This window comes from Ktedonospora formicarum (assembly GCF_016587355.1).
In the GTDB taxonomy this organism is placed as follows: Bacteria; Chloroflexota; Ktedonobacteria; order Ktedonobacterales; family Ktedonobacteraceae; genus Ktedonobacter; species Ktedonobacter formicarum.
On record NZ_BNJF01000003.1, the window covers coordinates 387341 to 410601 of the forward strand.

Sequence of the window (23261 nt, forward strand, 5' to 3'; positions counted from 1 at the left end):
CTGGCAAAGAAAGAGAAAGAAAATGGCAGAGACATTGATGAAAGCTGTAGTGGTACCTCGCTTCGGCGGGCCAGAGGTGCTTGAAACTCGCGATATGCCCATTGGGGAGCCGGGATCGGGACAGATTTTGATCCAGGTTGCCTATGCAGGGGTGAACAATACTGATCTGTGGTCTCGCCAGGGACGTCATCGCCCAGCCTTGCCCTTTATTCCTGGCTATGAGGTTGCCGGGACGATTCGAGCATTGGGGGAGGGGGTGGAAGGATTTCGTGTTGGGCAGGACGTTTCAGCCCTCACCGTCGGCGGTGGCTACGCGGAGTTTGTGCTCGCACAGGCCGCCCTTACCTTTCCCCTGGATACGTTCGCAAGCAAGATCGATCTGCAACAAGCCGCTGTCTTCCCGACCGTAGCCCTCACGGCCTATGGGATGCTCCAACATTCGGCCAGGATGCGTGAGGGAGAGAGCATATTGATTCATTCGGCTTCAGGTGGGGTAGGCATGGCAGCAGGGCAAATTGCGCGCGCCTTGGGAGCGCAGCTCGTGCTAGGCACCATCGGCAACGAAAAGCATGCCGCCTCTGCGTGCTCATTTGGATACGACCAGATCTTCCCGGTCAATGGGTTCGAGCAGGCCGTGATAGAAGCGACGGATGGCAAGGGAATCGACATCGTGCTCGATGCACGCGGAGAGCCGACACGCAGTCAAAGTCTGAGCGTGCTTGCTCCCCTTGGTCGTCTCGTGGTCTTTGGGGATGCCAGCGGAAATCCCGAGAAGCTGATTTCCCCCAACGAACTGTGGCGCTCGAACAAGGCGGTGGTTGGCTACAGCATCACCACGCTGAGTCAGACCACACCGCATCTCCTCACCACAATGGCCAGGCAAACCCTTCAGCTCATGGCTGAGGGCGCTCTCAAACTGGCCATTTCCGAGACACTCCCACTCTCGCAAGCTGCGGAGGCGCATCGACGCATCGAAGCCCGCTCCCATGTCGGCAAATTGCTGTTGCAGGTAAGAGAGCAAACAAGCGAAGGTGGCTGACTTCTGTCGGCCTCTGTACCGAGAGGAGGCGATCTCACTCTTCTTCTTGAACTGCCTCTCGCAACCTGTGGCGATTGGAACTCCTCAAGGAAACGCACAGATTCGACAAGAGAGCATGGGAAGCCGAGAGATCCCTGCTAGATTCCCTTCGCAGGGATCTCTTTTTCTCAGAAGGAGAGATGTTCACGGTACGTGCGAGGTTTCTAGCACGCCTTGGGAGCAAACCAATCACACATATATCTCACAGATTGCCTAAATTGACACAAGGAGGATACTCTCGTAGCATGACGCGTTCTTCGGTAACCATCCAGATTACGCCAGAACCCCACATGTCCACAGTAGTTAGCCATCCTCACGCTCACTTTCCATGATACTTTTAGTGGTGCATCCACCAAATTAACGGACATTGGCCGGGATGGCAATCCCAGATGAACGACGATGGCGATGACGCCGCCTTCGCCCCCAAACGAAAGGATGACGATGAGCGTTCCAGTAAACTGTCGCTCGATCAATAGCATCGCAGACCTGTTCCCAGGTCTCGAAGCGCCGCCCTTTGAGCGCCAGGGAACGCAGCGTTTTCCACCAGGGCTCAATCAGGTTCAAGTAAGCGGCATAGATCGGCTGGAAGACGAATTCCCAACGCGGATACTGCAAAGCAAACAGCAGGACATCGGTTGCCCGATGCATTGCCAGATTATCCAAGATCGCGTAGATGCGTTCGATGCTTTGGGGAACCCACTGCTCAACCTGGTTGAGAAAATCGATCCAGTTTTCCGTCGTTCGCCGGTCGTAGGGCCTCGTCAACGCCTCGCCAGTGGCAGGTTGAAAGGCACCAAAGATATACCCCTTGGCCCGGCGTCCATAGTCGATCTCCTGGCTGGCCCGCTCGGCGGGCTTGCCCTTCTCTGGAGCGGGCTGAGCATGAACCAGTTTCTTCCCCAGAAAACTTTTCGCCGACTCAGGGCCCATTTCATCGAGATTCACGACGGTGCTCCTCTTTGGTGGAACCGTGTAGAGGGTGGTGATGACCCCCTTTTTTTGGCGAAGTCGGGATCAACCCGTTCGCCAAACCAATGCTCATCTTTGCGCCATCGCAGCCCTTCCGCCTGCAAGATTTCGTTGATCCGGCTGCGCTTGATGGCGATCCCTTTTTCCTCATTGAGGTACACCTCAAGCCGATCTAGGGTCCAGTGCCCAAAGGGCAAACCGAGGTCATCGGGCTTGGTAAGAGCGGTCGCCACCACGACTGAGACCTCCTGGGGACTATATGTTGGCGGTCGCCCGGTTCGGTCCTCATCAAAGAGTCCAGGTAATCCTGCCTCGTTAAAGCGATGGAGCCAGTTGCGCACGGTATTCTCCGCGACTCCTAACCGGGTTGCGATCTGGGGAACACGCTGTTGTTCGCTCGCCCATTGCACTATCTTGGCTCTTTCTACCTGCCTTGCTGGCGCTGTTCTAGAACGGCTCAAATGCTCTATCATCTTGCTTTCTTCGTCAGTCATCGCTCGTACTTGTAAAATCTTTGGCATGGAACACCTCACTTTTGAGATGTTCCTATTTTACCATTACTTGGTGGATGCACCATTTAGCCCACTCGCTTCTATGTATTCCTCTTGAATGCTTTCTCAAAGCATTCACCTACTAAAAAGCAGTCATGCATATTAACCCAACAATATGCCTAACACCTATTATATGCCATTTACAGAATATAACCCACATTCCGCAGTTTTAATCTGAAAAAAAATAGAATTGTTGAGAGGCAGGCCCCAATAAAGAAAGGATCTGATGATGCAATGGTTGCAAGCGGAGGACAAGCGATTGCGTGGTGGCTGCGGTGCGGATGTGCAACAATTCAACGCCTTCAAAGCATTGGAAGACCCAGCGCATCGTCGGTCGAGCCGTGGGCTTGTTGACTTGATTGGGGATAGTTTGCCCAGTTGCCTCTAATTGCTCACGCAAGCGATGTTCCGCCAGACGGTACACCAACAAGGCAAGCACCATGATCAAGCTCAGGGCCACGATGCGTTCTGGCTTTTTCACAAAAACCGAGGACGCCAGGAACAAGGGATCTTTCAGGAACCGGAAGCCCCGTTCGACGCTTCCCTGTTCCAGATACAGGTTGATCAACGCATCGTTGGATATCTCGGCTTCATCCACCACATTGCTGGCAATGACAAAGCAGGCTTTGCGCTGGGCGAAGGCCAACAGTTTGCTTTCGTTGAGGAGAACCTGGGGCGTGACACTCCAACGCACCCCGCTTGGCTGCGCATTGCGTGCAGGACGGCCTCGTCCTTCAAAAACCGCCTGGCTCTTCAGTTCCATCGAGGCATCCAGCCACTGCGGCAGCCCTTTGAGACTTTGTTCCCAGGCCTGTTGCGCATCCTCTCGGCAGGCAAATGCCTTCGTGCTCACATGCCACACCTTCTTGCTCCACATTTCCAGTTGCTTGTCGGCCTGCTTGCGCGCCGTCTGCAACGCTCGCTTGATCCCAGCATCACTGCGAACGATGATCCACCGCTCAGGCCCCTGAGGCAGATCCATGTGCTGCACGACCAGGTGACGAATTCCATCGGCACTGGGTTGCCACGCCTCCTCGTCTTGCATCACGGCGGCTTTGGCTTCTTTGCTCGTTTCGGGGACGCGACTGACCCACCGTACCCCAGTTTGATTGAGCTGGCGCATGTTCTCTGCACTGTAGAGGCCACTATCGGCCACGTAGAGCGGGTTTTCCTCGGGTTCTGTCTCTTGCAATTGGGCATGCAGGTCGGCAATCACCTTGATCAGGCTCTCTTTATCGCTGCGGTTGCCCGAAAGCGGCTGCAAAAAGAGCGGAATATCCCCTTGATGGGTGGTCGCCAGAGCCAGCATCCACTGTTTGAGATCTTCGCGATGATCGCGCGAGTAGCCATAGGTGACTGCAATGACGTGCTCATGTTCCTGCTCGGTTTCATAGGCTCCATTCACCGAAAACGAGGTCGTATCCACATGCACGTGCTGGGCTGTTATCCCAAAACGTTGCCGGGCCTGATGGGCAATGCCAGCGAACACCGTGGTCACATCGTGCTCATAGAGCCAATCAAGGGTACGTCCCAGGCAATCATCATTGAGCATGTCCGCGCTGATGCCGGCTCCCAAGAGGTGCGCGACCGGTTTATTTTCGAAGAATTGTGGCACCAGATAGAGCTGACGATTGGCAAAGCCCAATCCATTGAGAATCATGGCGACAGTGGAGGTCCCGTAACTCACTGCGCGCTGTTGGTTGGGTTCCAAGGCATCCAACCACTGCGCCAAGCCCAATTCCTGGCACACGCCCGCCACAATGCCCAAATGGTCCAAACGTTCGTTCTGGTAATCCTCAGCTCGTTGCATGCTTTTTCTACTCCTTGCGCGTTCTGAGATTACCTTATCCAATTTCAGTTTTCCTGTCAATTACCCTGCGGAATGTGGGATATAATACAACAAACCTAATATTTCGCACAAAAACAATAATATACATGTTTAATCCAAATTTTCCCGCTAATGCAACACATAAAAATACATCGCAGCAGATTTATTCATCATCGTGAAAAACGATACTCTCTCTGCCCCCGACACCAAACAGAGTGCAGGCTAACGCCTCAAGAATGGGAATTGCTAAAGTAACTTATGGGTAGTGCTTGCTGAAATCGTCTGAAGCACATTGCCTGAGAGAAAGAATTTTCTTGCCTTCCAAACCAACGATGCAGATTTTCCGAGGAAAGCAAGTGGAAGCAGTACACCTATGATCAACGGAGCCTTATCAAGGCTAGCATGTTCTCACACATACGCGTGTCTCCGGGATCAAAAAGACCAGGATTCATGTTATTGATAATATCAATAATTGATATTATCAATAAAAAAGGTACCACCTACTCCCAAAGCGCGAACATGACAGAGAACTCGGAGGCACAGTGACAAATGGCTGTTCTTGAGGATACCTTCTTTCAACAATTGGCGGCTGTCTGTTCTGAATCCAGACACGCCTTTGATCGTCATGTTGGCATGAGTCAGCTCCGACGGCAACTGCTGATCCTGTTGTCCGAGCTCGGCGAGATGAGCCATGCTGCTTTACAGCACCACTTAGCCATTGATGGAGCCACGATTACTCGTCTGGTCAAGCAATTTGAGTCCGAAGGAGTACTCAGCCGTCGCCTCGATCCCCAGGATAATCGCTACACGCTCGTCTCTTTGACGGGTTCTGGTCAGCAAACCGTTGCTGCCCTGAGCGCGTCACACCGCCTCTTTCAGACACAGCTCCTTGCTAATATCCCCAAAGAAGAGCAAGAGACGGCGCGACGCGTTCTCCAACACGTACGTGCCAACATACGCACGCTTCAGGGTGAGCAACCATAAGTGCATGGGCAGTACACAAGCAATCGATCAAAAAGACAAGCATCATTCAGCGGAAGGCAACAAAGTCGCGCTACGAGTCACCGTTCACGGCGTTCCCACGCCTCCGGGAGAGCCTCTCCCTCTTATTCTGGAGATTTTTCGCATCGAAAACGGACGCGTAGCCGAAATCTGGGGAGCTGGAACATTGCGCAGACCCGATGCATAACCTATCCCGCAGATAGGCGATACATGGAGAGGAGTGAGCACATACTGCCAAAACCCAGGCGAGAAGCCCTTCCCCCTGTCCAGCCCAACCTATCTTCTGGTTCGTTCTCCGAAGCCGTGCCGAACTTCCCGCAACCGTTGCACGTCGCGCATCGGGGGAGCACCGAAGAGGCCTTTGTACTCACGATTGAAGTGGGAGGCATCCTGATAGCCCACGCGATAGGCCGCTACTTGAGCATCGAGGTCTTCCGAGAGCATCAGACGTCGTGCCTCCTGGAGTCGCAACTGCTTCTGGAATTGCAGAGGGCTCAGCGTTGTGACGGCTTTGAAGTGGTGGTGGAATGCTGAGATGCTCATACCCAGTTCGTGCGCGAGAGTCTCAACGCGCAGTGGCTGGTCGAAGTTTTGACGGAGTCGCGCAACTGCTTGGCTGATATGGGAGGTATAGCCATCCTGAATCGCCAGGTGCCGGAGTCTGCCGCCCTGTCCTCCCTTTAGAAGCCGATACATAATTTCCCGTGTGATCAGTGGCTGAAGAATCGGCGCTTCGTCAGGGGTATCCAAGAGCCTGGCAAGCCGAACGATGGCATCCAGCAGATGGACATCAAACAGGCTGACGTCAATGGCCCTCATATGAGCAGTGCCGGGAGGCAACGTGTAACTCGCCTCAAGCATCACTGCACTGACAAGGGTGGGGTCCAGTTCCAGGCGAAGACCGAGGTAGGGCCGCTCCTTCGAGGCTTCCAAGACCTGAGCGATATCAGGCATTTCGACGGTGATAAGCAGGTAATGCATGGGATCGTACTGGTAGCGGCTCTCACCGAAAAGCACCTCTTTGCTTCCCTGAACAGTGACACACAAGGATGGCTCAAGGACACTGTGATGCTGCTTGAAAGGGGTGGAGGAGCGGGACAGATGCAGTCCCTGGAGCGGCTGGTAGGTTCCATCGAAACTGATGGCCTGCCCAATTCGCTCACTCAGTTCTTCGCGATTGGCTGCGAGCCTCTTCGCTTCGCGTTCTGCAGGCTTGTGGATCATGACACTCATCGGAACCTCTCCTCTGGTTTATCGCTGGCAGGTCTGGAAGACGTGCAGAATCAGACAATCATTGGCGAGAATCATTCTATCACTCGGTATGAAGGTGCGTCTATAATGACCACCAGGGGAGCAGGTAGCAACCTCGAACAGCTCTCGGGCGAGCCTCCGAAGAGCAAAGGAGAAGGACTGAGAGAGATGGAACTGAAAGAGGTTCTTCCATATCTGGCGTTCTATGCTGGCTAACCAACTATCCAAAGGAGAGAGATATGGAGTACAAACAGTTAGGCAAATCAGGGTTGAAAGTTTCACGGATCATTTTGGGCTGTATGGGTTTTGGTGACCCCTCACTTGACACGTATAACGCGCTTAAATGGGCGATCGGGATCGACGAGGCTCGGCCCATTCTTCAGCAAGCTCTGGAAGCGGGGATTACGACGTTTGATACGGCTAACTCATATTCGCTCGGTGTCAGTGAGGAGATTGTCGGCCAAGTCCTCTTTGAACTGACCAGGCGCGACGACGTAATTCTTGCGACCAAAGTCTTTTTTCCGATGGGGTCTGGTCCCAAAGATGCTGGACTCTCTCGGGGCGCTCTCTTTGCGCAAGTCGAGCAGAGTTTAAAGCGACTCAAGACGGACTACATCGACCTGTATCAGATTCATCGCTACGATCCCAACACCCCGATAGAAGAAACGCTGGAAGCCTTGCACGATCTGGTGAAGAGCGGCAAAGTGCGCTACATCGGAGCAAGCAGTATGCACGCCTGGCAGTTTGTTCAAGCGCAGTATGTGGCTGATTTGCATGGCTGGACCCGCTTTGTCTCGATGCAAGACCATTACAACTTGCTCATGCGCGAAGAAGAACGGGAAATGGTGCCGTTCTGTCTCGACCAGGGGATTGGGGTGATCCCGTGGAGTCCGCTGGCGCGAGGCCTATTAACTCACGAGTGGAATGCACCAACCAAACGCAGTGCGACCGACCAGTTTACGAACCCCATCTACTCCAAGACGGAGGAAGCCAACCAGCAGATCGTCGAGACCGTGAGAACTATTGCCCAAGAACGCCAGGTTCCCATGGCGCAAATCGCTCTGGCATGGCTGCTGCAGAAGGAGGCGGTGACTGCGCCTATTGTTGGTGCGACCAAACCACAGCATCTGACGGACGCTGTCGCGGCTGTTGAACTCAAACTGAGTGACGAAGAAATACGACGGCTCGAAGCACCTTCCATCCCCTAGCATCCGGGCCGCGTTTTTAGTGATCAGGAACCATTTGCTGGTCTGACCGTTGACTGGATGGAACAGGAAAGCTTTGAACATGACCAGGCCGAATAAAAGGAAACCGTCATAAATAGGCCCGGCACTAGAGGGATAAAAAGAAGAAGCCTGTAACCAGGAGGGGAAACAGGCTTCTTCTCATACGTAAAATGAATCTCGAAAATGCTAACATGCGGGATTCTACTTTCAGTATACTCATCCTTGCAAATCAAACAAAAAGAAGGCCCCTGGTTTTGATTCCAAGGGCCTTCCATATACAACATGAACTATCTCTTTTCTCACTATAGCCCTCCCCACAAAAAGAGAGTAACTACCGGGGTATTGGTAGTACTCTCTTTAACACAAGCTTTTGTGTTGAAAATAACATAACATTTTGTTGCACGAAATGTGACACATCGGATCAGGTGGAATGCAAGAAGAAATGGCAGTTCTGGCGCGCGTCATAATTTCCTAGATACCAGCGGAACGCGGGCGAACCGTGCCATGCACGCGCCAGGTTGGCGTGCACACGTCGCGACTCCACCCGCGTTCGTCTTGCTCGATGTTGTGCCCATTCCGTGATGGGCAGCGAAGCCCGCTGATTCAGAGGATCATGGGCAGAGCGTCATCGCTGCTACTCCTTGGATCATTCCTTCTCGCCACAGCAGCACCTGGTGCCGCCCTTCCCATTGGGCCGCTTGCTACCGCAGCCGCTGTGGGCGCCGATGCCGCACGCACCGCAGTACATGGCCGGCGAAGGGCTGGTGCCCATGTACCCAGTTTCGCCGATCAGCTCGGCGATGATGCCGCCGAACTTCTTCTTCACCTCCTCCTCGGGCAGCGCCTCAGCGAGGAGTGTTTGGGAAGTACACATCGCACTTCCCTCCCTTCTTGGGATCGGTTGGATGGAACAAAACACGAGCAATCGGTTTGGCCAATCCTTCTCTGTTGCTGAAGGAGGTTCATCTGAACGAGACAAGCGGCCAACTCATCTTATGGTTCCTCCTGTCTCCTCCGCGATGTCTCAACGATCAAGACACACGAAGGAACTGCGTACGGGGATGAACCAGAACCCGGTCATCTGCCAACTCGCGTGCAAGTTGAGAGATGACAACCAATTCACTCAGACCACCAGTATAACAAGTGCGAGTCATCAGAAAACAAACGCAAATGATCCCCCTGGCTCAATCCCATTGAACCAAAGTGGGTCCATGGCAAGCGGAACGTGGTCAAGCTCAATGGCCTGCTTTCTGCCCATCTATAATCTTGCACCAGGCTGGCTGCTTCGCACTACAATCTATAAGAGACGCTTTATCGACGAAAGGATTTCGCTATGCAGCCGCTCACAAAGCGCTTTACAGATATATTGGAAAATTATCGTTTCTCACGCCCCTTCTGGCTTCTTGCCGCAGGATCATTTATCAATCGAGCAGGCCGCTTTGTTGCGCCTTTCTTCGCTATATACCTCACATCATCCCTGCATTTCACGATCAGCGAAGCAACACTGGTCATCTCGATTATGGGCCTGGGATCGCTGGCCTCGGGCATATGTGGTGGTGTGCTCTCAGACATTATTGGACGCAGACCAACCATCCTGATAAGCCTGCTCATAGGTGCGGGTATTCTACTGGCTCTGGGATTTGCGTCACACATTGTACTTATCACTGGACTAGCTTTGCTATATACGTTTTTCGCCGACCTTGCTGCGCCAGCGATATCGGCGGCGGTCGCCGATACAACGCCCACTCAGAAGCTTCCTCAAGCCTATAGCCTGCGTTATTGGACAAACAATATCGGGTCAGCGATAGGCCCGGTCCTGGCGGGCCTACTGGCCCCAATCTCATATCTGCTACTCTTCCTGGGGGATGCGCTAACAACCTTTTGCTTTAGCCTCCTGATCTGGTTTGGGCTACCTGAGACGCATCAGCCACGCAAGGCCGCCACCAAAGAGCATGTAGACAATCGACAGCATCTCAGCATCGCTCTGAGCGATCCCTGGCTATGGAGTTACGCACTCCTGGCCTTCCTCTTCGATTGTGTGTATATGCAATCCATGACTGCGATACCGCTGGATATGCAGGCACACACACTGAGTCCATTCGCATATGGCTCCATCATGGGAATCAGTGCCGTGGAGGTCGTCCTGATCAGCTTACCTGTGACTGCGCTCTGCAACCGTTTTTTTCCCAACACCTCGCTGAGTATTGCGGCGCTGTTACTGGGAATTGGTATGGGCCTCTTTAGCATGCTACATACCTATCAAGGCTTTTTGCTGGGCGTCGCCATCTGGACCCTTGGCGAGATACCATACTTCCCCACCTCGGTCGCCATCATCGCGGATATATCGCCAGCACACCTACGTGGCACGTACCAGGGCATATTCCAGACGATACGCGCCGTAGCGGTAGTGGTCGCGCCCGGGCTAGGTGGCTTTGTCATGCAGCAATTCAATGCTGCCTTCCTCTGGCAAATCTGCTTTGTGATTGGGCTGCTGGTCGCAACAGGCTACTTTGCGGTAGGACGTTTACATCATCGCTATAAAAGCCGCGCCGTGTTGCCAGTTAACAATAACAATCACGCACTGCCCTTCCCCAAGAGTCTACCATCTTCCGAAAAGTCTACCATTCTCGTGAAGGGTCTACCATTGCATATTGATGAGCCCCAACACGCGCAGGCACATACGCACGCACGCGGTGAATTCACTCATTCACTCAATTCACTCCCATCACCCAAAAATATAAAGTAACCATTCAGGAGATCTAGATTGAGGTGCCCAATGCTGACATGGATGCCAAACTGTTCTTGCAGAGCCACTTGCACCTCATGGCTCTGCGGCTCTTGATTGGCGCAGCAGAAAGCCAGCAACCATTGGAGCACGGCTTCTCGCAGTTTTGTTGGATGCCCATGTCTCCGATCCTGGAAGGCGACTTCTCCTCGTGTCTGTACCGCTTGCACCAAACGATACGCCGTCAATCTACTCATGTGAAGTCCTGCCGCTGCCTTGTGCCAGGGATATCCCACTTGCATGAGCATGACCAAATGCGTTTTTGCTGCTTGATCGTGTTCCTTGTCTCTTGCTTCCTGCTCTTCCATACGATTTTCCCTTTCACTGTTCGCCATCCACGCCTCCGGTGCGCTGCGTGACCTCGTGGGGGTTCTGCTGCATCAACGACACAATATGCGCTACTGTCTATGACCAGAGCTACTGTGAGGGTGACAGCGTGTCTGCGTGATGTCTCAGCACGCGGTCATCCTCGTGCCTTACAGGAGGGGTGTCTGGCCAAGCACCTCTTGCAATCTCGCGGCGAAGGCCCTCGGATGACTGACGTAGCCCACATGGTGCCCGGGAAACTCCACAACGGTCGTTCCAAGCTGGTCCGCCATTACGACTGCATTCTGGTATCCGACATACGCTCGTCCGCTCTCTCCAGCAGCAATCAAGATCCGAGTTTGGATCAAAGCGGATCTGAGTGCGGTGAAATCGAACTGGTAGCGGTCGTACATGGCAAATTCCCGCTTCAGTAAGAACAAGGTGTTCTCAAGGGGTCGCTCTCCTTGTTCTGGGAGGTCGGCATCTGGCTCCCGGTCATCGTAGGTCACCCCGATCTGTGCCATGAATTGCTGCATCGCCGAAGTCGCACCCTCACGGCGAGCGATTTCTCGGATGGTATCGTGGCGCTCTTCTAGCCCAGACATCAGATGAGATGGAGGCTCGTGCGCGATCAGCGCCCGCACTTGTTCGGGATAGCGTGCGACCAGGTCGAGCCCGACGACCGCACCGCCGCTGCTCCCAAACACATACGCCGGTTCGGATGTGACCGCAACCAGCAGGTGGTGAACATCGTCACTATGCATCTCCACCTGCTGTTCTTCCTCTGGATTGTCGAGTGTGCTACGGGAGAGGCCCCGGCGGTCGTAGGTCACCACGGTGTATTCTCTTTCGAGATACTTGGCGATGCCGTTGAAGGCGCGGGCATCACCACCTCCACCATGGATCAGAAGCAGGACGGGGCCAGAGCCGCGTACCTCGTAGGCGAGATGTGCACCAGGCACACGCAAGGTGCCGCTTTTCGTTGAACTCATTTCACTTCCTCACTTCGTTTCTCTGTCTCAACAGAACATGCTCCATCGCTCTCTGTGTTTCTCCAACGCGCTCCGCGCATCGTGGAAGACGAAAAACAAGAGACACCGAGGCACGTTATGGTTGAAGCAGACGCAAAAAAATATTCGCATCAGGAAAATGTTCCTGATAGTGTTCAGGATCATACACTGCCCATCTGGTTAAGCCGTCAACGCAGGCGAAAATAGCTCTCACGAGTTGATCGGGATCACCTGCCACTACCTCGAATGTCTCCTGGCCCTCGACGATCAGTTGCCTTAACGTGCTTTGTAAATCCTGGCTCTGCTTGCGTACCAACTCGCGTAGTTCGTCTGGTGCCGTCTGAGAACTAAGGACTTGACCCAAAAGCAGGAAAGCTTCGGGGTGTCGTCGGCTCTCTACAAACGCTGAAAGCAGCCATTTCAAACGTTCCCCTGGCGTCCCCGGCATGTCCCAAACGCGTTGCTGATCCGCAGAGGGAGCTTGCAGAGCCTGCTTGACGAGCGCAGAAAAAATCGCTTCCTTGTTGGCAAAGTACCGATAGGCCAATCCATGACTAACCCCGGCCTCAATGGCGACATCATCTACAGTTGCCGCCAGACCTTTCCGCGCAAAGATACGTTTGGCAGCCTCCAAGATATGTGCGCGTTGCTCTTCACGAATGTGTTGCTTCGCTTCTGCTGTTCGAGGCATCGCTTTCCCTCCTTCTTAATTGTGACTGACTTAGTCAGTCACAATTATAGGTGCTCACTTCCAGGTTGTCAAGGATTTAGCGGAGAGGATCAACCCGGAAACGAAGCTGTATTGGAGAGAAAGAACGTGGTGAGTGCGTGTGCGAGGTGATGACAGAGGACAGATATGGGAAATCTTCACATGGTTCCGAGGCGATGGGAAGCTGTCTCGTTCTAGATGTGCAAAAACGTCGAGTGGCCTGAAATCCTGGAGTTCTATTGCTGAAAAAACATATACACAACACACAAGAAGAATGGAACATCTTTGAGAAGGGATTTAGTGCTCATGTCTGAGATTGAGGTAGCCCCTTGCCCAAAATGTGAGGAAAACCGCACGACGGTAGAAGTATTACATGGGGGGCTGTATTTTAACCAACCGAAAAAGAATGCAGGTGGTGTACTTGGGCTTGGAGGGGAAAATACTTCAAGCATCCAAGCTCTTGTTTGTAGCAATTGTGGTTATGCAGAACTTGATGCAGTTGAACCGGATAAGCTTATACCAGACTGATAAAAACGGTCTGGTAGTATAGCCGACCCTTACAGCAGGTGCTATAAGGGCTGGTTATACCAACAATAATGTGTGAGGGCGACAAGGAATCATAGCTATAAGCCCGTCGCCTCAGGTTCTGGAAAAGCGACGAACCAATAGACTGCACCGCTACGTGTATCGGGTTCGCCTTTGACCAGGTGCAGGCCACTTTCGTCAAACTGGGTGCCAGCGCGGTAGGAAAGGACCTTGCCCAGCTGCCGCCTGAAGTCGCCTTTCTGGATGTCCGCCAGGTCATCTAGGAGGGTATTGTTGAGGCTTGCCAGGGTTCCTTCTCGTCCTCGAGTGTCGATCCTGCCTTGATATCCCTGGCCAGCAACGACGCCAGAATCTGGCTGTGCTAATAATGCGCGTATCAGGCATGGAGGGAAGCCGCTCACAGGAGCGCGTTTTCGTCTTGCTCCTGCAGGGCCTGCGCATTGTCCAGGAAGCCTTCGACCTTCAAATGTCGCGCGGCAGTGCGTGCCTCATGGGTCTTCAGAGAGAGCGCATATGACTAGACGGCCCAGTTCACACACAGCTAACACAGAAAACTGGGTGAACCTTTCGATTTACCAACCGTGGCTGTTTGTTGTATTTATGAATGCTTCTTGAGTTTGCCTCCGGTACTATAACAAGAATATACCTGGATAAGCGCTTTTTGTAGTGTTTTATCACATGAAGCCCTCAGCTTATTTTTGCTTAGCTTAGATATTTTTAAGGACCTAAGACATTTACGTAAAAGGAGGTAACTCAATGAAGCCCTCAGGATGTACCAAAATTGTTTGCCTTACTGCATTCAGTTGCGCGCTTGCCCTACTACTGCTAACCAGTACTGCACATTCAGCATCAGCCGCTAGTACAACTACTACACTGCCAAGTAAGGCTGTAATGGAGCCAGGCAGCCCCTATCCCTATGGATATCCTGGCGCTAGATATCCTGGCGCTGGATATCCTGGCGCATACTTTCCTGGCTTCGTCCATGGCCCCTATGGCCCATCGGGATTTCCTACCTCACGTTATGCTAGTCCCTACAGATATCCTAGACCCTACAGATTTTATAGGCGCTATGGATATCCTAGACCCTACGGTCCTAGCTATGGATATGCTAACCCCTTTCCCATTCCCTATCTCTATGGGCCATAGAGGCTAGGATATCCATAATCATCGCGACAACATAACCTCTATAAAGTAGCCAGGGTATCCTCTCCATTACTGGCTACTATGATCTCTGCCGACGTGGCTATGGTAGAAGGTAGAGATCATAGTAGCCTCTCCATTAGCTGGCTATACCATCTTTGTTATCTTCGCCGCCGGAATTCGACGGTAGGATGATCAGAGCCGTAGTCGTCAAGAATGGTCACTTCGCCATTCTCTTCGGGGCACCAATCCAGTCTTGCGCCGTAGTGTCTCTCGGTTCCTCCTGGCCCTATCGGCAAGCCGCCCTATGGAACGCTGACCGCGTGCGTTATTGGCTTCTATGTGCTGGTGGTTGACTATCTGGGCGCGCTCTTTCGTACCAGTGGGAATCTGCTTATCGAGCTTCTCGCCACTGGCCTGATAGCGGTGTTGTTTCAACCGCTGCCCAACTGGCTTCAGCGGAGCGCGAACCGACTGCTCTATGGCCTGCGCGATGAGCCGTATGTGGTATTGGCCAGGCTTGGACGGCGCTTAGAGACGACACTGGACTCTGATGCCGTCCTGCCTACGATCGTAGCGACGATCAAGGAGGCACTCAAGCTCTCGTACGCAGCCATTGAAGTGAAGGAAGGGGCAGCTTGGTGCTCGTTGCCTCCGCTGGTTCTCTTTCAGCGCGAGAGGCTCTGCGGCTGCCTCTGGTGTACCAGAGCGACTCAGTGGAAACACTGCTTATCGCGCCTCGTGGAGGCGATGATACGCTCACACCCGCTGATGTGCGCCTCTTAGATGATCTGGCCCATCAGATCGGGATCGCCATCCACACGGTACGTCTGACCCATGATTTGCAGCGCTCACGTGGGCACCTCGTAACGGCACGAGAAGAAGAGCGGCGCAGGTTGAGGCGCGACCTGCACGATGGCCTGGGGCCACTACTGAGCGCGGTCATGCTAAAAGTGGGCTGGTGCGTACGCTCTACCTACGCGAGCCTGCTACGACCGATGCTTTGCTGAACCAGCTTGAATCAGAAATTGAACTGGTCATCGCAGATATTCGGCGCCTAGTTGATAATCTTCGCCCCCCAGCGCTTGACGAACTGGGGCTCTCTGGAGCCATTCATGAATATGCAACCAGGCTCGGGGTGAGGTGCAGACACTCAAAGTCATGGTGGAAATCCCCTCCTCACTGCCTCTGCTCCCTGCCGCCGTAGAAGTCGCAGCCTATCGGATTGTGCAGGAAGCCGTAACGAATATCATTCGTCGTGCCCACGCACGCACATGCCAGGTACGTCTCCTGGCGGCTGAGACCCTTCAGATTGAGGTGCAGGATGATGGCACTGGCCTTGGGGAAACACACCAGGCTGATGTCGGACTTACCTCGATGCGCGAACGAGCGGAGGAATTGGGAGGCTCGTTCACGTTGAAAAAAGCCTCTCCCAGTGGAACATTGCTTATCGCGCATCTCCCATTGGTGGAAAATAGCACCAGGACAGGTGCGCACAGGTAAAGGATGAAGGATATGGACGCTTTAACGGTTCTCATTGTGGATGATCATCAGTTCTTTCGTGATGGTGTGCATGCGCTCCTGGACGCCCAGCCTGACATGGAATGTGTGGGGGAGGCGAACACTGGCGAAGAGGCAGTGCGTCTGGTAGTAGAGGTGCAGCCGGATGTTGTCCTCATGGATGTGCAAATGTCCGGCATGAGCGGTGTGGAGGCGACACACCAGATCGTGGGCAGTAGTCCGCACGTTCGTGTGTTAGTCGTTACGATGTTCGAGGACGATGCACTCGTCTTCGCAGCGATGCGGGCTGGGGCACGCGGCCATCCCCTCAAAGGGGCCAAACAGGCAGATATGGTACGCGCCATTCGCGCTGTTGGCAATGGTGACGCAATCTTCAGTGCGGCGATTGCTGCCAAACTGGTTGACTATTTCGCGGTACTGCAGCCGAGTCACTCCGCGCAGGTCTTTCCCCAATTGAGTAACCGTGAACGTGAGATTCTCGCGCTGCTGACCCAGGGCTACAAAAACGTAGAAATTGCTGACCGGCTGGTGATTAGTCCAAAAAGCGTGCGTAATTATGTTTCCAATATTATCAGCAAACTCCAGGTCGCCGATCGCGCGCAGGCTATCTTACAAGCAAAGGAAATGGGATTGGGGGGTGAAGGCAAGGGCAAGAGAAACTCACCGTCCAGATGAAATCTCCCCTCCCTGAGCACTTGGAAGAAGAAGCCTGTCTTCTTCCTTATATATATGTTCAACTCTTGTTACTTTTTTTGACGAGAAAGACGTGGTCAGAAACGGTTACCCATCGCGAGAAGGGGCTTCGAGCCTTGCCATCTGGCAGTTAAACGCGTAGAGAGGCGCTGCGTCCTCATTACGTCGTTGTTCATAATCGGCCAGCGCCTCTTGCAGAGAACATGTATTGGAGAGCCCATTCTCGACCGCGTCGGCAAGCAGTTGAGCATCCCGGAAGGCGTCACTCATCCCATGCGCCAGAATAGGATCTTTGCAATGGCCCGCATCTCCAGCCAATGCCCAGCCTGGCCCAGAGGAACGACGGAAAAAGTTGGGAAGGTCCCCCGTTCCAATGAAGCGTTCCGCTTGCTCGCCCTCTCCTAGCCGCGTGGCAAGATGTGGAGTATACTGCTCAAGTGTCTCCAGAAAGTGACCTTTGATATCGCGCCGAACTTCATCAAACTGGGCGCTCGGCCATTGCACGGCAACCACAACTTTCTTGTCATGAGTGGGAAAGGCAATGATGGCGCGCCGATCGCGCTCATAGATTTCTTGTCCTTCTAGTGAAACACCGCTCCAGTAGCTATAATAGCCACAGGTGAAGGTGGGTGCAACCGAGTAAGTGGGAGCCTGGACGAGGCGTGCCACCACCGAACGCTTTCCATCGGCCCCTATGACGAGCGTCGCCTTCTCGCTGATCTCTTTGCCGCCAACCTGGAAGCCGCGTATTCCAGTTACCTGTTCTTCCTCCCAGAGCAATTCTTGCACATGGACGCCTTCCCGCAGGTCAACTCCCGCCCCGACAGCCGCGTTGACAAGGATCTGATCAAGTATGATCCGTCGTGGAGCATAGCAAGCGGCAACTCCATCTGTAGGCTCGACTGCATCAGTGAACGAGGTAGAACCGACATCAATGGTTCTGCTCCTGATCTCCGGGCACCCGGTCGCAACGATGCGCTCTAAAATTCCCCAGCGCTTGAGATGAGCCGCTCCCCGTGCCAGGATGAAATGACTGGACATGGTATCGCTGGGGAATGTCGCTTTATCGACGAGCAGCACCCGGTAGCCTTTGCGTGCCAACAACATGGCGGTTGGTGCCCCGGCACAGCGAGCGCCGACAACAATCACATCGTACATGGAAGAGGATCCCTCCTTTTCTAGAATGCACTTCTCTTCATGACAGTCCTAAAAAATCAGAGAAAAACGGCAAAAAAATATGTATGTACAAGGAAACGTTATCCACAGAAAAACACCATCGTGAACAGAGCGAAGCTTTTGCCACAAAGGCTTCACTGCTTCGGACATATCAGGCCGTGTACAAACTATTTGGAAATACTGATACTCGCTCGTATGGCCGCAGAAACTTCCCTCTGTTATGTGTTTCTCTCAGTTTGTCTTTGGCTAGTCTACCACCACTATCCTGACATCTTCTGTCAGGATGCATTCATCTTCTGTGACAACTTGACTGAGTTGCAACAGTGACCAAGCTAGATTTGACAGAATAAGGAAAAGCTGCGAGACTGAGAAAAAACGCAGGGAGGAACCAAAATGGGCGAGAGACGCTACCCAGTCCATCTCAGCACAGAGCAACGGCAAGACCTGCAGCACCTGATCCATACTGGCAAATCCACGGCACATCAACAGATAGCTGCCCGTGTGCTGCTCAAAGCCGATGAGGCCAATGACGAGCACCTCTCCAGCAGCCAGATTGCAGCCGCCTTGGAGATCAACCCTCGCACCGTGATCCGTATCAAACAACGCTTTGTGCAGCAAGGCTTGCCGGCAACCCTGCGCGGCAACTACCCCCAAGAGCGTCCCCTACGGCGCAAGATCGATGGGCGGGTGGAAGCCCACCTGATCGCGCTGGCCTGTGGACCAGCCCTGCAAGGTTATCGACGCTGGACCATGCAATTATTAGCTGATCGGGTGGTAGATCTGGGCATTGTTGACCAGATCAGCGATGAAGCCGTGCGCCTGGCGCTGACAAAACACATTGCGCCCCTGGCTGAAACGCCAGTGGTGTTTTCCCAAAGCGACCGCTGAGTTTGTGTGGCGAATGGAAGATGTGCTCGATGTGTATTGCCGTCCCTCCGACCAAGCTCGCCCGCTGATTTGCCTGGATGAGATGGGCAAAAACCTTGTGGCCGACAAGCACCCACCTGAAGAGGCGAAACCTGGCCAGATCAAGCGGGAAGACTACACCTATGACACGCAGAAACCACTGTTAACTGGCGCTTTACCACTGCAGACGCACGCATCAAACTCAAGCGCCTCTACCCAACGTTGACGGATGCAGTTCCTTCCCACCATCGGTGAGCGTGTATCCAGAAACAGGAAAAGGGGACTTCAGTCCGAGGTGATCAAGCTCTCCAATTGTACAGTCGCCTGCCTTGCTTGTCGGGCTACGGCATCGATGAGATCGGTGAACAAAGCGCGTAATGGCATAATGGCCCGCACATCACCAAGCTCACCCAGGGCCCAAGCTGCCCACTGACGAACAGCTCCATCATCATCGTTGAGTGTGACGATGAGGGGATCGACGGCTCGCACATCTCTTAGCCTGCCAAGAGCCCAGGCAGCATTTGCACGAACTTCTTGATTCGTACCGCTAAAGAGGGCGATGAGAGGATCAACAGCGGATACATCTCCCAGTCTGCTCAGAGCATAGATTACACGGAGACGCACAAGAGTGTCTGTATCATTTAAAGCAGAGAGAAGAGGGTCAATGGTCCGTGCCTCCCCCAATTCGCCTAGACGAAGGGCCGCCACCCCGCGAACGTCTGCATCCTCATCATGTAACAGTGCAATGAGAGGATCGACCGCTCGTGCATCTTCTCGACTCCCCAAAATCCCAGCCACCGCTCTACGAACCTTTGCATCTGCATGGTTCAATGCGGCAATGAGAGCATCGATGGCCTGCACGTCTCTAAGAGCTGCAGCGGCGACTCGACGGACGGATGCGTTTTCGTCGCAAATACCAGCAAGCAGGTATGGAATAGCTTGTGTGTAATCGAGTTGTACCAACGTTTTCAGGGCAAGCGGGCGGGTGTGAGAGGAACGGTAGTTAAACGCCTGAATCAACGCGGGAACAGCACGCGGATCGTTGAGGGTGCCCAGCGCCTTGATAGCAGCATTGCAGACCTCCTCTTCGGGGTCGTTGAGCAAGGCCAACAGCGCCGGATAGGCCTGGGCTCGCTCGGAGTGACGGCGCATGATGCTGGCGATGGTCTGCCGGCGCACCTGACTGCTGGGATCGGTCAGTCCCGCTAGCAACGTCGCAAAGGGAATGTGGGATCTCGTCATGAAATACAAGAACTCCTTATATGTTAATATGTTTTCAAGCCCTCTCGACCAAGGGCTAGCAGGGTCGCTCCCTGCTCGATTCGTCCTGCTGGGGAAAGGCTAAGGACTCCACACGGCTTGACCGGCAAGGAAAGATCGCTCTTTCCCAGCAGCTTTTCCTGGGCCAATCGACGATTGGAGGGTAGTTGCTTCGAGCACCTGTTATATAAGGACCCGACCGCTCCCAGGAAGTTTTGGCGAAAGGAAGTTCGAAGATGTGGTATGTTGGATTGGATTGGAGCGATACCCATCATGATGTGGTTGTGCTCGATGAAGCTGGACATCAGGTGGGAATACAGCGTTTTGCCCACAGCCATCAAGGTTTGCACCACTTGAAAGACTTTTTGCTGGGTATCGCCTCTAGGCCGGAGGATCTGGCCTGTATCGTCGAAACGAATCACGGCCTGCTCATTACCTTCCTGTTGGAAGCAGGCATTCCGGTGTATCCAGTCAACCCGAAGACAGCGAACAAACTGCGTAAAACAGCAGGCGCGAAGACAGACCGCATTGATGCCTATCTGCTGGCAAAAACCGGACGCTTTGACCTGCCCGATCTGCGTCGCCTCTCTCCTGATAGCCCGATCATTGCTGAATTGAAGACGCTCACACGCGATCAGGATGCTCTGATTCAAAGCCAAACGCGGCTGGTCAACCAACTCACCGCCTGCCTCAAAGAGTATTACCCGGTCAGCTTGAAGCTGTTTGGAAAACTGCATCAGCCCTCGACGCTGCTGTTTTTGCAGGCGTATCCGACTCCAACCGCAGCGGCGGCAGCTTCCCTTGAAGAGATCGAGGCACTGCTCAAAAGCTGCAAGTATCCTCATGCGCGGCGGGCAGCCCTTGAGATGGTGGAGCAGTTGCATTCTCAAGAGTTGACGGCCAATGAGGTCATCGTGCGTGCCAAATCGCGCCTGATGCTCTCGCTGGTCAGACAGTTGCTGCCACTGCTTGAGGACATCAAAAGCTACGATAAGGAGATTGCTACCCTTTTTTTGAAGCATCCCGACCATGACCTGTGGCAATCTCTGCCTCGGGCTGCTCAGCGTCTGGCTCCGCGGTTGCTTGCCGAATGGGGTGATGACCGAGCACGTTACAGAGATGCCCAAAGCGTGCAGGAACTGGCGGGAACGGCTCCCGTGCCGTTCCAAAGCGGCAATTTTTCCAAAGCCCATAAACGCTTTGCCTGCCTGAAGCCGCTGCGCAATGTGCTCTATCAGTTCGCCTGGCAGACGACGCGACAAGATGCTTGGGCACGAGAGTATTACCAGCGCAAGCGGATGGAAGGCAAGACCCACAGTATGGCCGTGCGCTGCCTGGCTAATGTCTGGGTACGCATCATCTATCGCATGTGGGTGAGCAAGGACCTCTATCAGGCCGCAACGTTTGAAGCGGCGAAGCTGGCTCACGCGCCTCGTCAACGTGCTGCCTAAACCCAGGCTGTCCCTTGGCGTCATGGCTGGTTGGGCAGACTGAGCACTGCAACGTCTGTTGTCAGTGCTGAGACCGTGTGCTCCAACGGAGTCGCCCAAACGGTTCCCGCTGCGCTTTTTCTGCCGAGCGTGAGCCATTCCTTCATCCCTGCTCCTCGCTCCAACGTCTGCCGCAGCCCGCCACCGCGTTCCCGACTTCCGGTGTGGGTTACTTGCAGCAGACCATCTCGAGTCAAGGCCGCGCAGGAGGGGAAAGAGTCGAGGGTAGGCGCGCTCGTCTTGGCCTTGACCGAGGTGGGAGGCTTGTAAGCCCACACGGGAGGCAGTTTCACCTCTGCTCACCTTGCTTTTTCCTTTCTCGTTTTTGGCTCTTGACATAGAGGGTCTTTCCTGGGAGAGCATCCGACTTCTTTGCACCTATTCTCTCTACATGCCTCTGGGCTGGCAAACTGGGGGGACCATCATCTCACCTGGCTTGCCACAAATGGGGCTCCATGCCTTTTTCTGATCATATGGTTTCCCTTTGGCTGAGGATGAAAGAATCTCTTCAGGACGGCTACCTGTGACTCACTGAGCCAGACAGAGCAGTGAGTCACAGGTAGCTATCTTGGAGAGGTGCTCTTGCTCTGACGGAGAAGCGAGAGAGGGAGATGTGGTGGACATCTGCGGCAAGCAGGCGAACAGCAGCTAAGACAATGGTCCTCCCGCCTTGCCAGCTCAGAGGTGCGTGGAGAGAATAGGGGCAGAGAACTCTTGTGATCTTTTAGGAAAGGAATACCTGCATTTCATGACGACTCCCCGCATCCCCTTCACCGTATTGCTTACAGAACTGACCGATCCTAACAGTCAGGTGCGCCTGCAGGCCATCAGGAGCATTATGCGCCGTCGCTCCGAGCGAGGACAAGCATATATGCCATTGCTGGCACTGCTCAAGGATCCCGAAGAGGAGGTGCTCAAAGCTGCTATCAACGCTCTGGGCTCCCTTAACGATCCCCGCACGTTTCCTCAACTGGCCCAAGAACTGCCCCACTATTCCCCTCAGCTTCGCTTGCTCGCGCTGAAGACCCTGGAGCAGTTGAGTTTTCCCCAGGCAATCCTGTATTGGCTTGAGAACCGTTACGACGTGAGCAAGCGTATCTGTCAGGCAGCAAACATAGCCCTGAAAGATGTGCGTGCTGTTGAGCCCCTTATTATCATTCTGGGCGATACCAAGAGACCTCTTCGTGGGAGAGCAGCCTTTGCTCTAGGCGAGTTAGGAGATGTGCGTGCCGTTGACCCCCTCATCACCGCTCTGGACGATCCGATTGCTGACGTTCGCGACTGGGTAGTTCGTGCTCTAGGCGAGTTAGGAGATGTGCGTGCCGTTGACCCCCTCCTGACCATGCTCAACGATGCAGATGCAAGTGTTCGCTTGGGAACGGTCTCTGCTCTGGGCAAGTTAGGAGATGCGCGCGCCGTTGACCCTCTCATCACTATTGCTCGGGACGATATGAATAGATCTCTCCGCTGGAGCGTAGCCTCAGCATTAGGCGAGTTAGGAGATGTGCGTGCTGTTGACCCCCTCCTGGCCATGCTCAACGATACAGATGCAAACGTTTGTTTGTGGGCAGCCTCTGCCCTAGGCAAGCTAGGAGATGTGCGTGCTGTTGACCCCCTCCTGGCCATGCTCAGCAATACATCTTGGGCTTTTCGTCGGGTTGCGGCTCACTCCTTGGGCAAGTTGGGAGACGCACGTGCCATCTCGCCTTTACGTGCTCTCTTGACTGATTCGACTGATACTGTTGCCCAACAAGCTCAGCAGGCTATTGCACAATTGGAAGAGGCTGTATAGGGGTTAGTTATAGCGTTTGCAT

26 protein-coding genes are annotated in these 23261 nt (G+C 53.8%); 13 read left to right on the top strand and 13 right to left on the bottom strand.

Annotated features, from left to right (window positions below; genetic code table 11):
* Positions 1 to 22 precede the first annotated feature (22 nt).
* Positions 23 to 1039: a quinone oxidoreductase family protein gene (locus tag K3T82_RS28095; RefSeq protein ID WP_220196848.1), complete on the top strand. Its 1017-nt coding sequence runs from the start codon at positions 23 to 25 to the stop codon at positions 1037 to 1039.
* A gap of 396 nt (positions 1040 to 1435) precedes the next feature.
* Here the strand turns inward: K3T82_RS28095 and K3T82_RS28100 are convergent, their stop codons facing one another.
* The 3 genes from K3T82_RS28100 to K3T82_RS28110 all read right to left on the bottom strand — a co-directional run bounded on the left by K3T82_RS28100 (position 1436) and on the right by K3T82_RS28110 (position 4408).
* Complete coding sequence (locus K3T82_RS28100; RefSeq protein ID WP_220196849.1) at positions 1436 to 2023, bottom strand: transposase; 588 nt, start codon at positions 2021 to 2023, stop codon at positions 1436 to 1438.
* On the bottom strand, positions 2020 to 2568 hold the full coding sequence (locus K3T82_RS28105) for a helix-turn-helix domain-containing protein (RefSeq protein ID WP_220192431.1): 549 nt from the start codon (positions 2566 to 2568) through the stop codon (positions 2020 to 2022). Before K3T82_RS28105 ends, K3T82_RS28100 begins: the two co-directional genes overlap by 4 nt.
* 199 nt (positions 2569 to 2767) lie before the next feature.
* Positions 2768 to 4408 (bottom strand): IS1634 family transposase, encoded by a 1641-nt coding sequence (locus K3T82_RS28110; RefSeq protein WP_220193725.1) that lies wholly within the window; start codon positions 4406 to 4408, stop codon positions 2768 to 2770.
* A gap of 567 nt (positions 4409 to 4975) precedes the next feature.
* Between K3T82_RS28110 and K3T82_RS28115 the strand changes: the two genes are divergently transcribed.
* Both K3T82_RS28115 and K3T82_RS28120 read left to right on the top strand, forming a co-directional pair.
* Positions 4976 to 5410 carry a MarR family winged helix-turn-helix transcriptional regulator gene (locus K3T82_RS28115; RefSeq protein ID WP_220196850.1) on the top strand — a complete coding sequence of 145 codons (435 nt, stop codon included), beginning with the start codon at positions 4976 to 4978 and terminating at the stop codon, positions 5408 to 5410.
* 4 nt (positions 5411 to 5414) lie between these two features.
* Positions 5415 to 5615 (top strand): nuclear transport factor 2 family protein, encoded by a 201-nt coding sequence (locus tag K3T82_RS28120; RefSeq protein WP_236031617.1) that lies wholly within the window; start codon positions 5415 to 5417, stop codon positions 5613 to 5615.
* A gap of 89 nt (positions 5616 to 5704) precedes the next feature.
* Here K3T82_RS28120 and K3T82_RS28125 read toward each other — a convergent pair whose 3' ends face one another.
* On the bottom strand, positions 5705 to 6661 hold the full coding sequence (locus K3T82_RS28125) for an AraC family transcriptional regulator (RefSeq protein ID WP_220196851.1): 957 nt from the start codon (positions 6659 to 6661) through the stop codon (positions 5705 to 5707).
* Between the two features lie 257 nt (positions 6662 to 6918).
* Here K3T82_RS28125 and K3T82_RS28130 point away from each other — a divergent pair, with 257 nt between their 5' ends.
* The gene (locus K3T82_RS28130; RefSeq protein WP_220196852.1) at positions 6919 to 7887 is read left to right on the top strand and encodes an aldo/keto reductase; all 969 of its coding nucleotides are present in this window, start codon (positions 6919 to 6921) and stop codon (positions 7885 to 7887) included.
* A gap of 664 nt (positions 7888 to 8551) precedes the next feature.
* On the opposite strand, the gene K3T82_RS28135 is transcribed toward K3T82_RS28130, so the two are convergent.
* Positions 8552 to 8779, bottom strand: a complete 228-nt coding sequence (locus K3T82_RS28135) for a hypothetical protein (RefSeq protein WP_220196853.1) — start codon at positions 8777 to 8779, stop codon at positions 8552 to 8554.
* 459 nt (positions 8780 to 9238) lie between these two features.
* On the opposite strand from K3T82_RS28135, the gene K3T82_RS28140 reads away from it, so the two are divergent.
* Entirely contained in the window at positions 9239 to 10651 is a 1413-nt protein-coding gene (locus K3T82_RS28140) for an MDR family MFS transporter (RefSeq protein ID WP_220196854.1), read from the top strand.
* Here the strand turns inward: K3T82_RS28140 and K3T82_RS28145 are convergent.
* From K3T82_RS28145 to K3T82_RS28155, 3 genes are all read right to left on the bottom strand, one after another.
* Positions 10609 to 10998, bottom strand: coding sequence for a COG3415 family protein (locus K3T82_RS28145; protein WP_220196855.1), 390 nt, complete (start codon positions 10996 to 10998; stop codon positions 10609 to 10611). The two genes, K3T82_RS28140 and K3T82_RS28145, sit on opposite strands and share 43 nt — an antisense overlap.
* Positions 10999 to 11166: 168 nt before the next feature.
* On the bottom strand, positions 11167 to 11988 hold the full coding sequence (locus K3T82_RS28150; RefSeq protein ID WP_220196856.1) for an alpha/beta fold hydrolase: 822 nt from the start codon (positions 11986 to 11988) through the stop codon (positions 11167 to 11169).
* Between the two features lie 115 nt (positions 11989 to 12103).
* Positions 12104 to 12697 (bottom strand): TetR/AcrR family transcriptional regulator, encoded by a 594-nt coding sequence (locus K3T82_RS28155; protein ID WP_220196857.1) that lies wholly within the window; start codon positions 12695 to 12697, stop codon positions 12104 to 12106.
* Between the two features lie 324 nt (positions 12698 to 13021).
* Between K3T82_RS28155 and K3T82_RS28160 the strand changes: the two genes are divergently transcribed.
* Entirely contained in the window at positions 13022 to 13243 is a 222-nt protein-coding gene (locus tag K3T82_RS28160) for a hypothetical protein (protein WP_220196858.1), read from the top strand.
* Between the two features lie 95 nt (positions 13244 to 13338).
* Here K3T82_RS28160 and K3T82_RS28165 read toward each other — a convergent pair whose 3' ends face one another.
* On the bottom strand, positions 13339 to 13662 hold the full coding sequence (locus K3T82_RS28165) for a hypothetical protein (protein ID WP_236031618.1): 324 nt from the start codon (positions 13660 to 13662) through the stop codon (positions 13339 to 13341).
* A gap of 949 nt (positions 13663 to 14611) precedes the next feature.
* Positions 14612 to 14839 (bottom strand): hypothetical protein, encoded by a 228-nt coding sequence (locus K3T82_RS28170; RefSeq protein ID WP_220196859.1) that lies wholly within the window; start codon positions 14837 to 14839, stop codon positions 14612 to 14614.
* A 203-nt stretch (positions 14840 to 15042) separates the two neighbouring features.
* On the opposite strand from K3T82_RS28170, the gene K3T82_RS28175 reads away from it, so the two are divergent.
* The 3 genes from K3T82_RS28175 to K3T82_RS28185 all read left to right on the top strand — a co-directional run bounded on the left by K3T82_RS28175 (position 15043) and on the right by K3T82_RS28185 (position 16597).
* Positions 15043 to 15411, top strand: coding sequence for a histidine kinase (locus K3T82_RS28175; protein WP_220196860.1), 369 nt, complete (start codon positions 15043 to 15045; stop codon positions 15409 to 15411).
* 133 nt (positions 15412 to 15544) lie between these two features.
* A complete protein-coding gene (locus K3T82_RS28180; protein WP_220196861.1) occupies positions 15545 to 15904 on the top strand; it encodes a sensor histidine kinase in 360 nt (119 codons plus the stop codon).
* A 12-nt stretch (positions 15905 to 15916) separates the two neighbouring features.
* On the top strand, positions 15917 to 16597 hold the full coding sequence (locus K3T82_RS28185) for a response regulator (protein WP_220196862.1): 681 nt from the start codon (positions 15917 to 15919) through the stop codon (positions 16595 to 16597).
* 105 nt (positions 16598 to 16702) lie between these two features.
* Here K3T82_RS28185 and K3T82_RS28190 read toward each other — a convergent pair whose 3' ends face one another.
* The gene (locus tag K3T82_RS28190) at positions 16703 to 17773 is read right to left on the bottom strand and encodes an FAD-dependent oxidoreductase (protein WP_220196863.1); all 1071 of its coding nucleotides are present in this window, start codon (positions 17771 to 17773) and stop codon (positions 16703 to 16705) included.
* A gap of 411 nt (positions 17774 to 18184) precedes the next feature.
* On the opposite strand from K3T82_RS28190, the gene K3T82_RS28195 reads away from it, so the two are divergent.
* The gene (locus K3T82_RS28195; protein WP_220196864.1) at positions 18185 to 18679 is read left to right on the top strand and encodes a helix-turn-helix domain-containing protein; all 495 of its coding nucleotides are present in this window, start codon (positions 18185 to 18187) and stop codon (positions 18677 to 18679) included.
* Positions 18680 to 18683: 4 nt separating this feature from the next.
* The gene (locus K3T82_RS28200) at positions 18684 to 18923 is read left to right on the top strand and encodes a hypothetical protein (protein WP_220196865.1); all 240 of its coding nucleotides are present in this window, start codon (positions 18684 to 18686) and stop codon (positions 18921 to 18923) included.
* A 59-nt stretch (positions 18924 to 18982) separates the two neighbouring features.
* Here K3T82_RS28200 and K3T82_RS28205 read toward each other — a convergent pair whose 3' ends face one another.
* On the bottom strand, positions 18983 to 19939 hold the full coding sequence (locus K3T82_RS28205; RefSeq protein WP_220196866.1) for a HEAT repeat domain-containing protein: 957 nt from the start codon (positions 19937 to 19939) through the stop codon (positions 18983 to 18985).
* Positions 19940 to 20193: 254 nt separating this feature from the next.
* On the opposite strand from K3T82_RS28205, the gene K3T82_RS28210 reads away from it, so the two are divergent.
* Entirely contained in the window at positions 20194 to 21408 is a 1215-nt protein-coding gene (locus K3T82_RS28210; protein ID WP_220191798.1) for an IS110 family RNA-guided transposase, read from the top strand.
* A 20-nt stretch (positions 21409 to 21428) separates the two neighbouring features.
* Here the strand turns inward: K3T82_RS28210 and K3T82_RS28215 are convergent, their stop codons facing one another.
* Positions 21429 to 21740, bottom strand: coding sequence for a hypothetical protein (locus K3T82_RS28215; protein ID WP_220191797.1), 312 nt, complete (start codon positions 21738 to 21740; stop codon positions 21429 to 21431).
* 455 nt (positions 21741 to 22195) lie between these two features.
* On the opposite strand from K3T82_RS28215, the gene K3T82_RS28220 reads away from it, so the two are divergent.
* Positions 22196 to 23239, top strand: coding sequence for a HEAT repeat domain-containing protein (locus K3T82_RS28220; RefSeq protein ID WP_220196867.1), 1044 nt, complete (start codon positions 22196 to 22198; stop codon positions 23237 to 23239).
* Positions 23240 to 23261 lie beyond the last annotated feature (22 nt).

Bases quoted from the DNA above. Each gene is read 5' to 3' on its own strand.
- K3T82_RS28095 (WP_220196848.1), top strand. From the start codon at position 23: ATGGCAGAGACATTGATGAAAGCTGTAGTGGTACCTCGCTTCGGCGGG.
- K3T82_RS28105 (WP_220192431.1), bottom strand. From the start codon at position 2,568: ATGCCAAAGATTTTACAAGTACGAGCGATGACTGACGAAGAAAGCAAG.
- K3T82_RS28110 (WP_220193725.1), bottom strand. From the start codon at position 4,408: ATGCAACGAGCTGAGGATTACCAGAACGAACGTTTGGACCATTTGGGC.
- K3T82_RS28115 (WP_220196850.1), top strand. From the start codon at position 4,976: ATGGCTGTTCTTGAGGATACCTTCTTTCAACAATTGGCGGCTGTCTGT.
- K3T82_RS28120 (WP_236031617.1), top strand. From the start codon at position 5,415: ATGGGCAGTACACAAGCAATCGATCAAAAAGACAAGCATCATTCAGCG.
- K3T82_RS28125 (WP_220196851.1), bottom strand. From the start codon at position 6,661: ATGAGTGTCATGATCCACAAGCCTGCAGAACGCGAAGCGAAGAGGCTC.
- K3T82_RS28130 (WP_220196852.1), top strand. From the start codon at position 6,919: ATGGAGTACAAACAGTTAGGCAAATCAGGGTTGAAAGTTTCACGGATC.
- K3T82_RS28135 (WP_220196853.1), bottom strand. From the start codon at position 8,779: ATGTGTACTTCCCAAACACTCCTCGCTGAGGCGCTGCCCGAGGAGGAG.
- K3T82_RS28140 (WP_220196854.1), top strand. From the start codon at position 9,239: ATGCAGCCGCTCACAAAGCGCTTTACAGATATATTGGAAAATTATCGT.
- K3T82_RS28145 (WP_220196855.1), bottom strand. From the start codon at position 10,998: ATGGAAGAGCAGGAAGCAAGAGACAAGGAACACGATCAAGCAGCAAAA.
- K3T82_RS28150 (WP_220196856.1), bottom strand. From the start codon at position 11,988: ATGAGTTCAACGAAAAGCGGCACCTTGCGTGTGCCTGGTGCACATCTC.
- K3T82_RS28155 (WP_220196857.1), bottom strand. From the start codon at position 12,697: ATGCCTCGAACAGCAGAAGCGAAGCAACACATTCGTGAAGAGCAACGC.
- K3T82_RS28160 (WP_220196858.1), top strand. From the start codon at position 13,022: ATGTCTGAGATTGAGGTAGCCCCTTGCCCAAAATGTGAGGAAAACCGC.
- K3T82_RS28185 (WP_220196862.1), top strand. From the start codon at position 15,917: ATGGACGCTTTAACGGTTCTCATTGTGGATGATCATCAGTTCTTTCGT.
- K3T82_RS28190 (WP_220196863.1), bottom strand. From the start codon at position 17,773: ATGTACGATGTGATTGTTGTCGGCGCTCGCTGTGCCGGGGCACCAACC.
- K3T82_RS28195 (WP_220196864.1), top strand. From the start codon at position 18,185: ATGGGCGAGAGACGCTACCCAGTCCATCTCAGCACAGAGCAACGGCAA.
- K3T82_RS28205 (WP_220196866.1), bottom strand. From the start codon at position 19,939: ATGACGAGATCCCACATTCCCTTTGCGACGTTGCTAGCGGGACTGACC.
- K3T82_RS28210 (WP_220191798.1), top strand. From the start codon at position 20,194: ATGTGGTATGTTGGATTGGATTGGAGCGATACCCATCATGATGTGGTT.
- K3T82_RS28220 (WP_220196867.1), top strand. From the start codon at position 22,196: ATGACGACTCCCCGCATCCCCTTCACCGTATTGCTTACAGAACTGACC.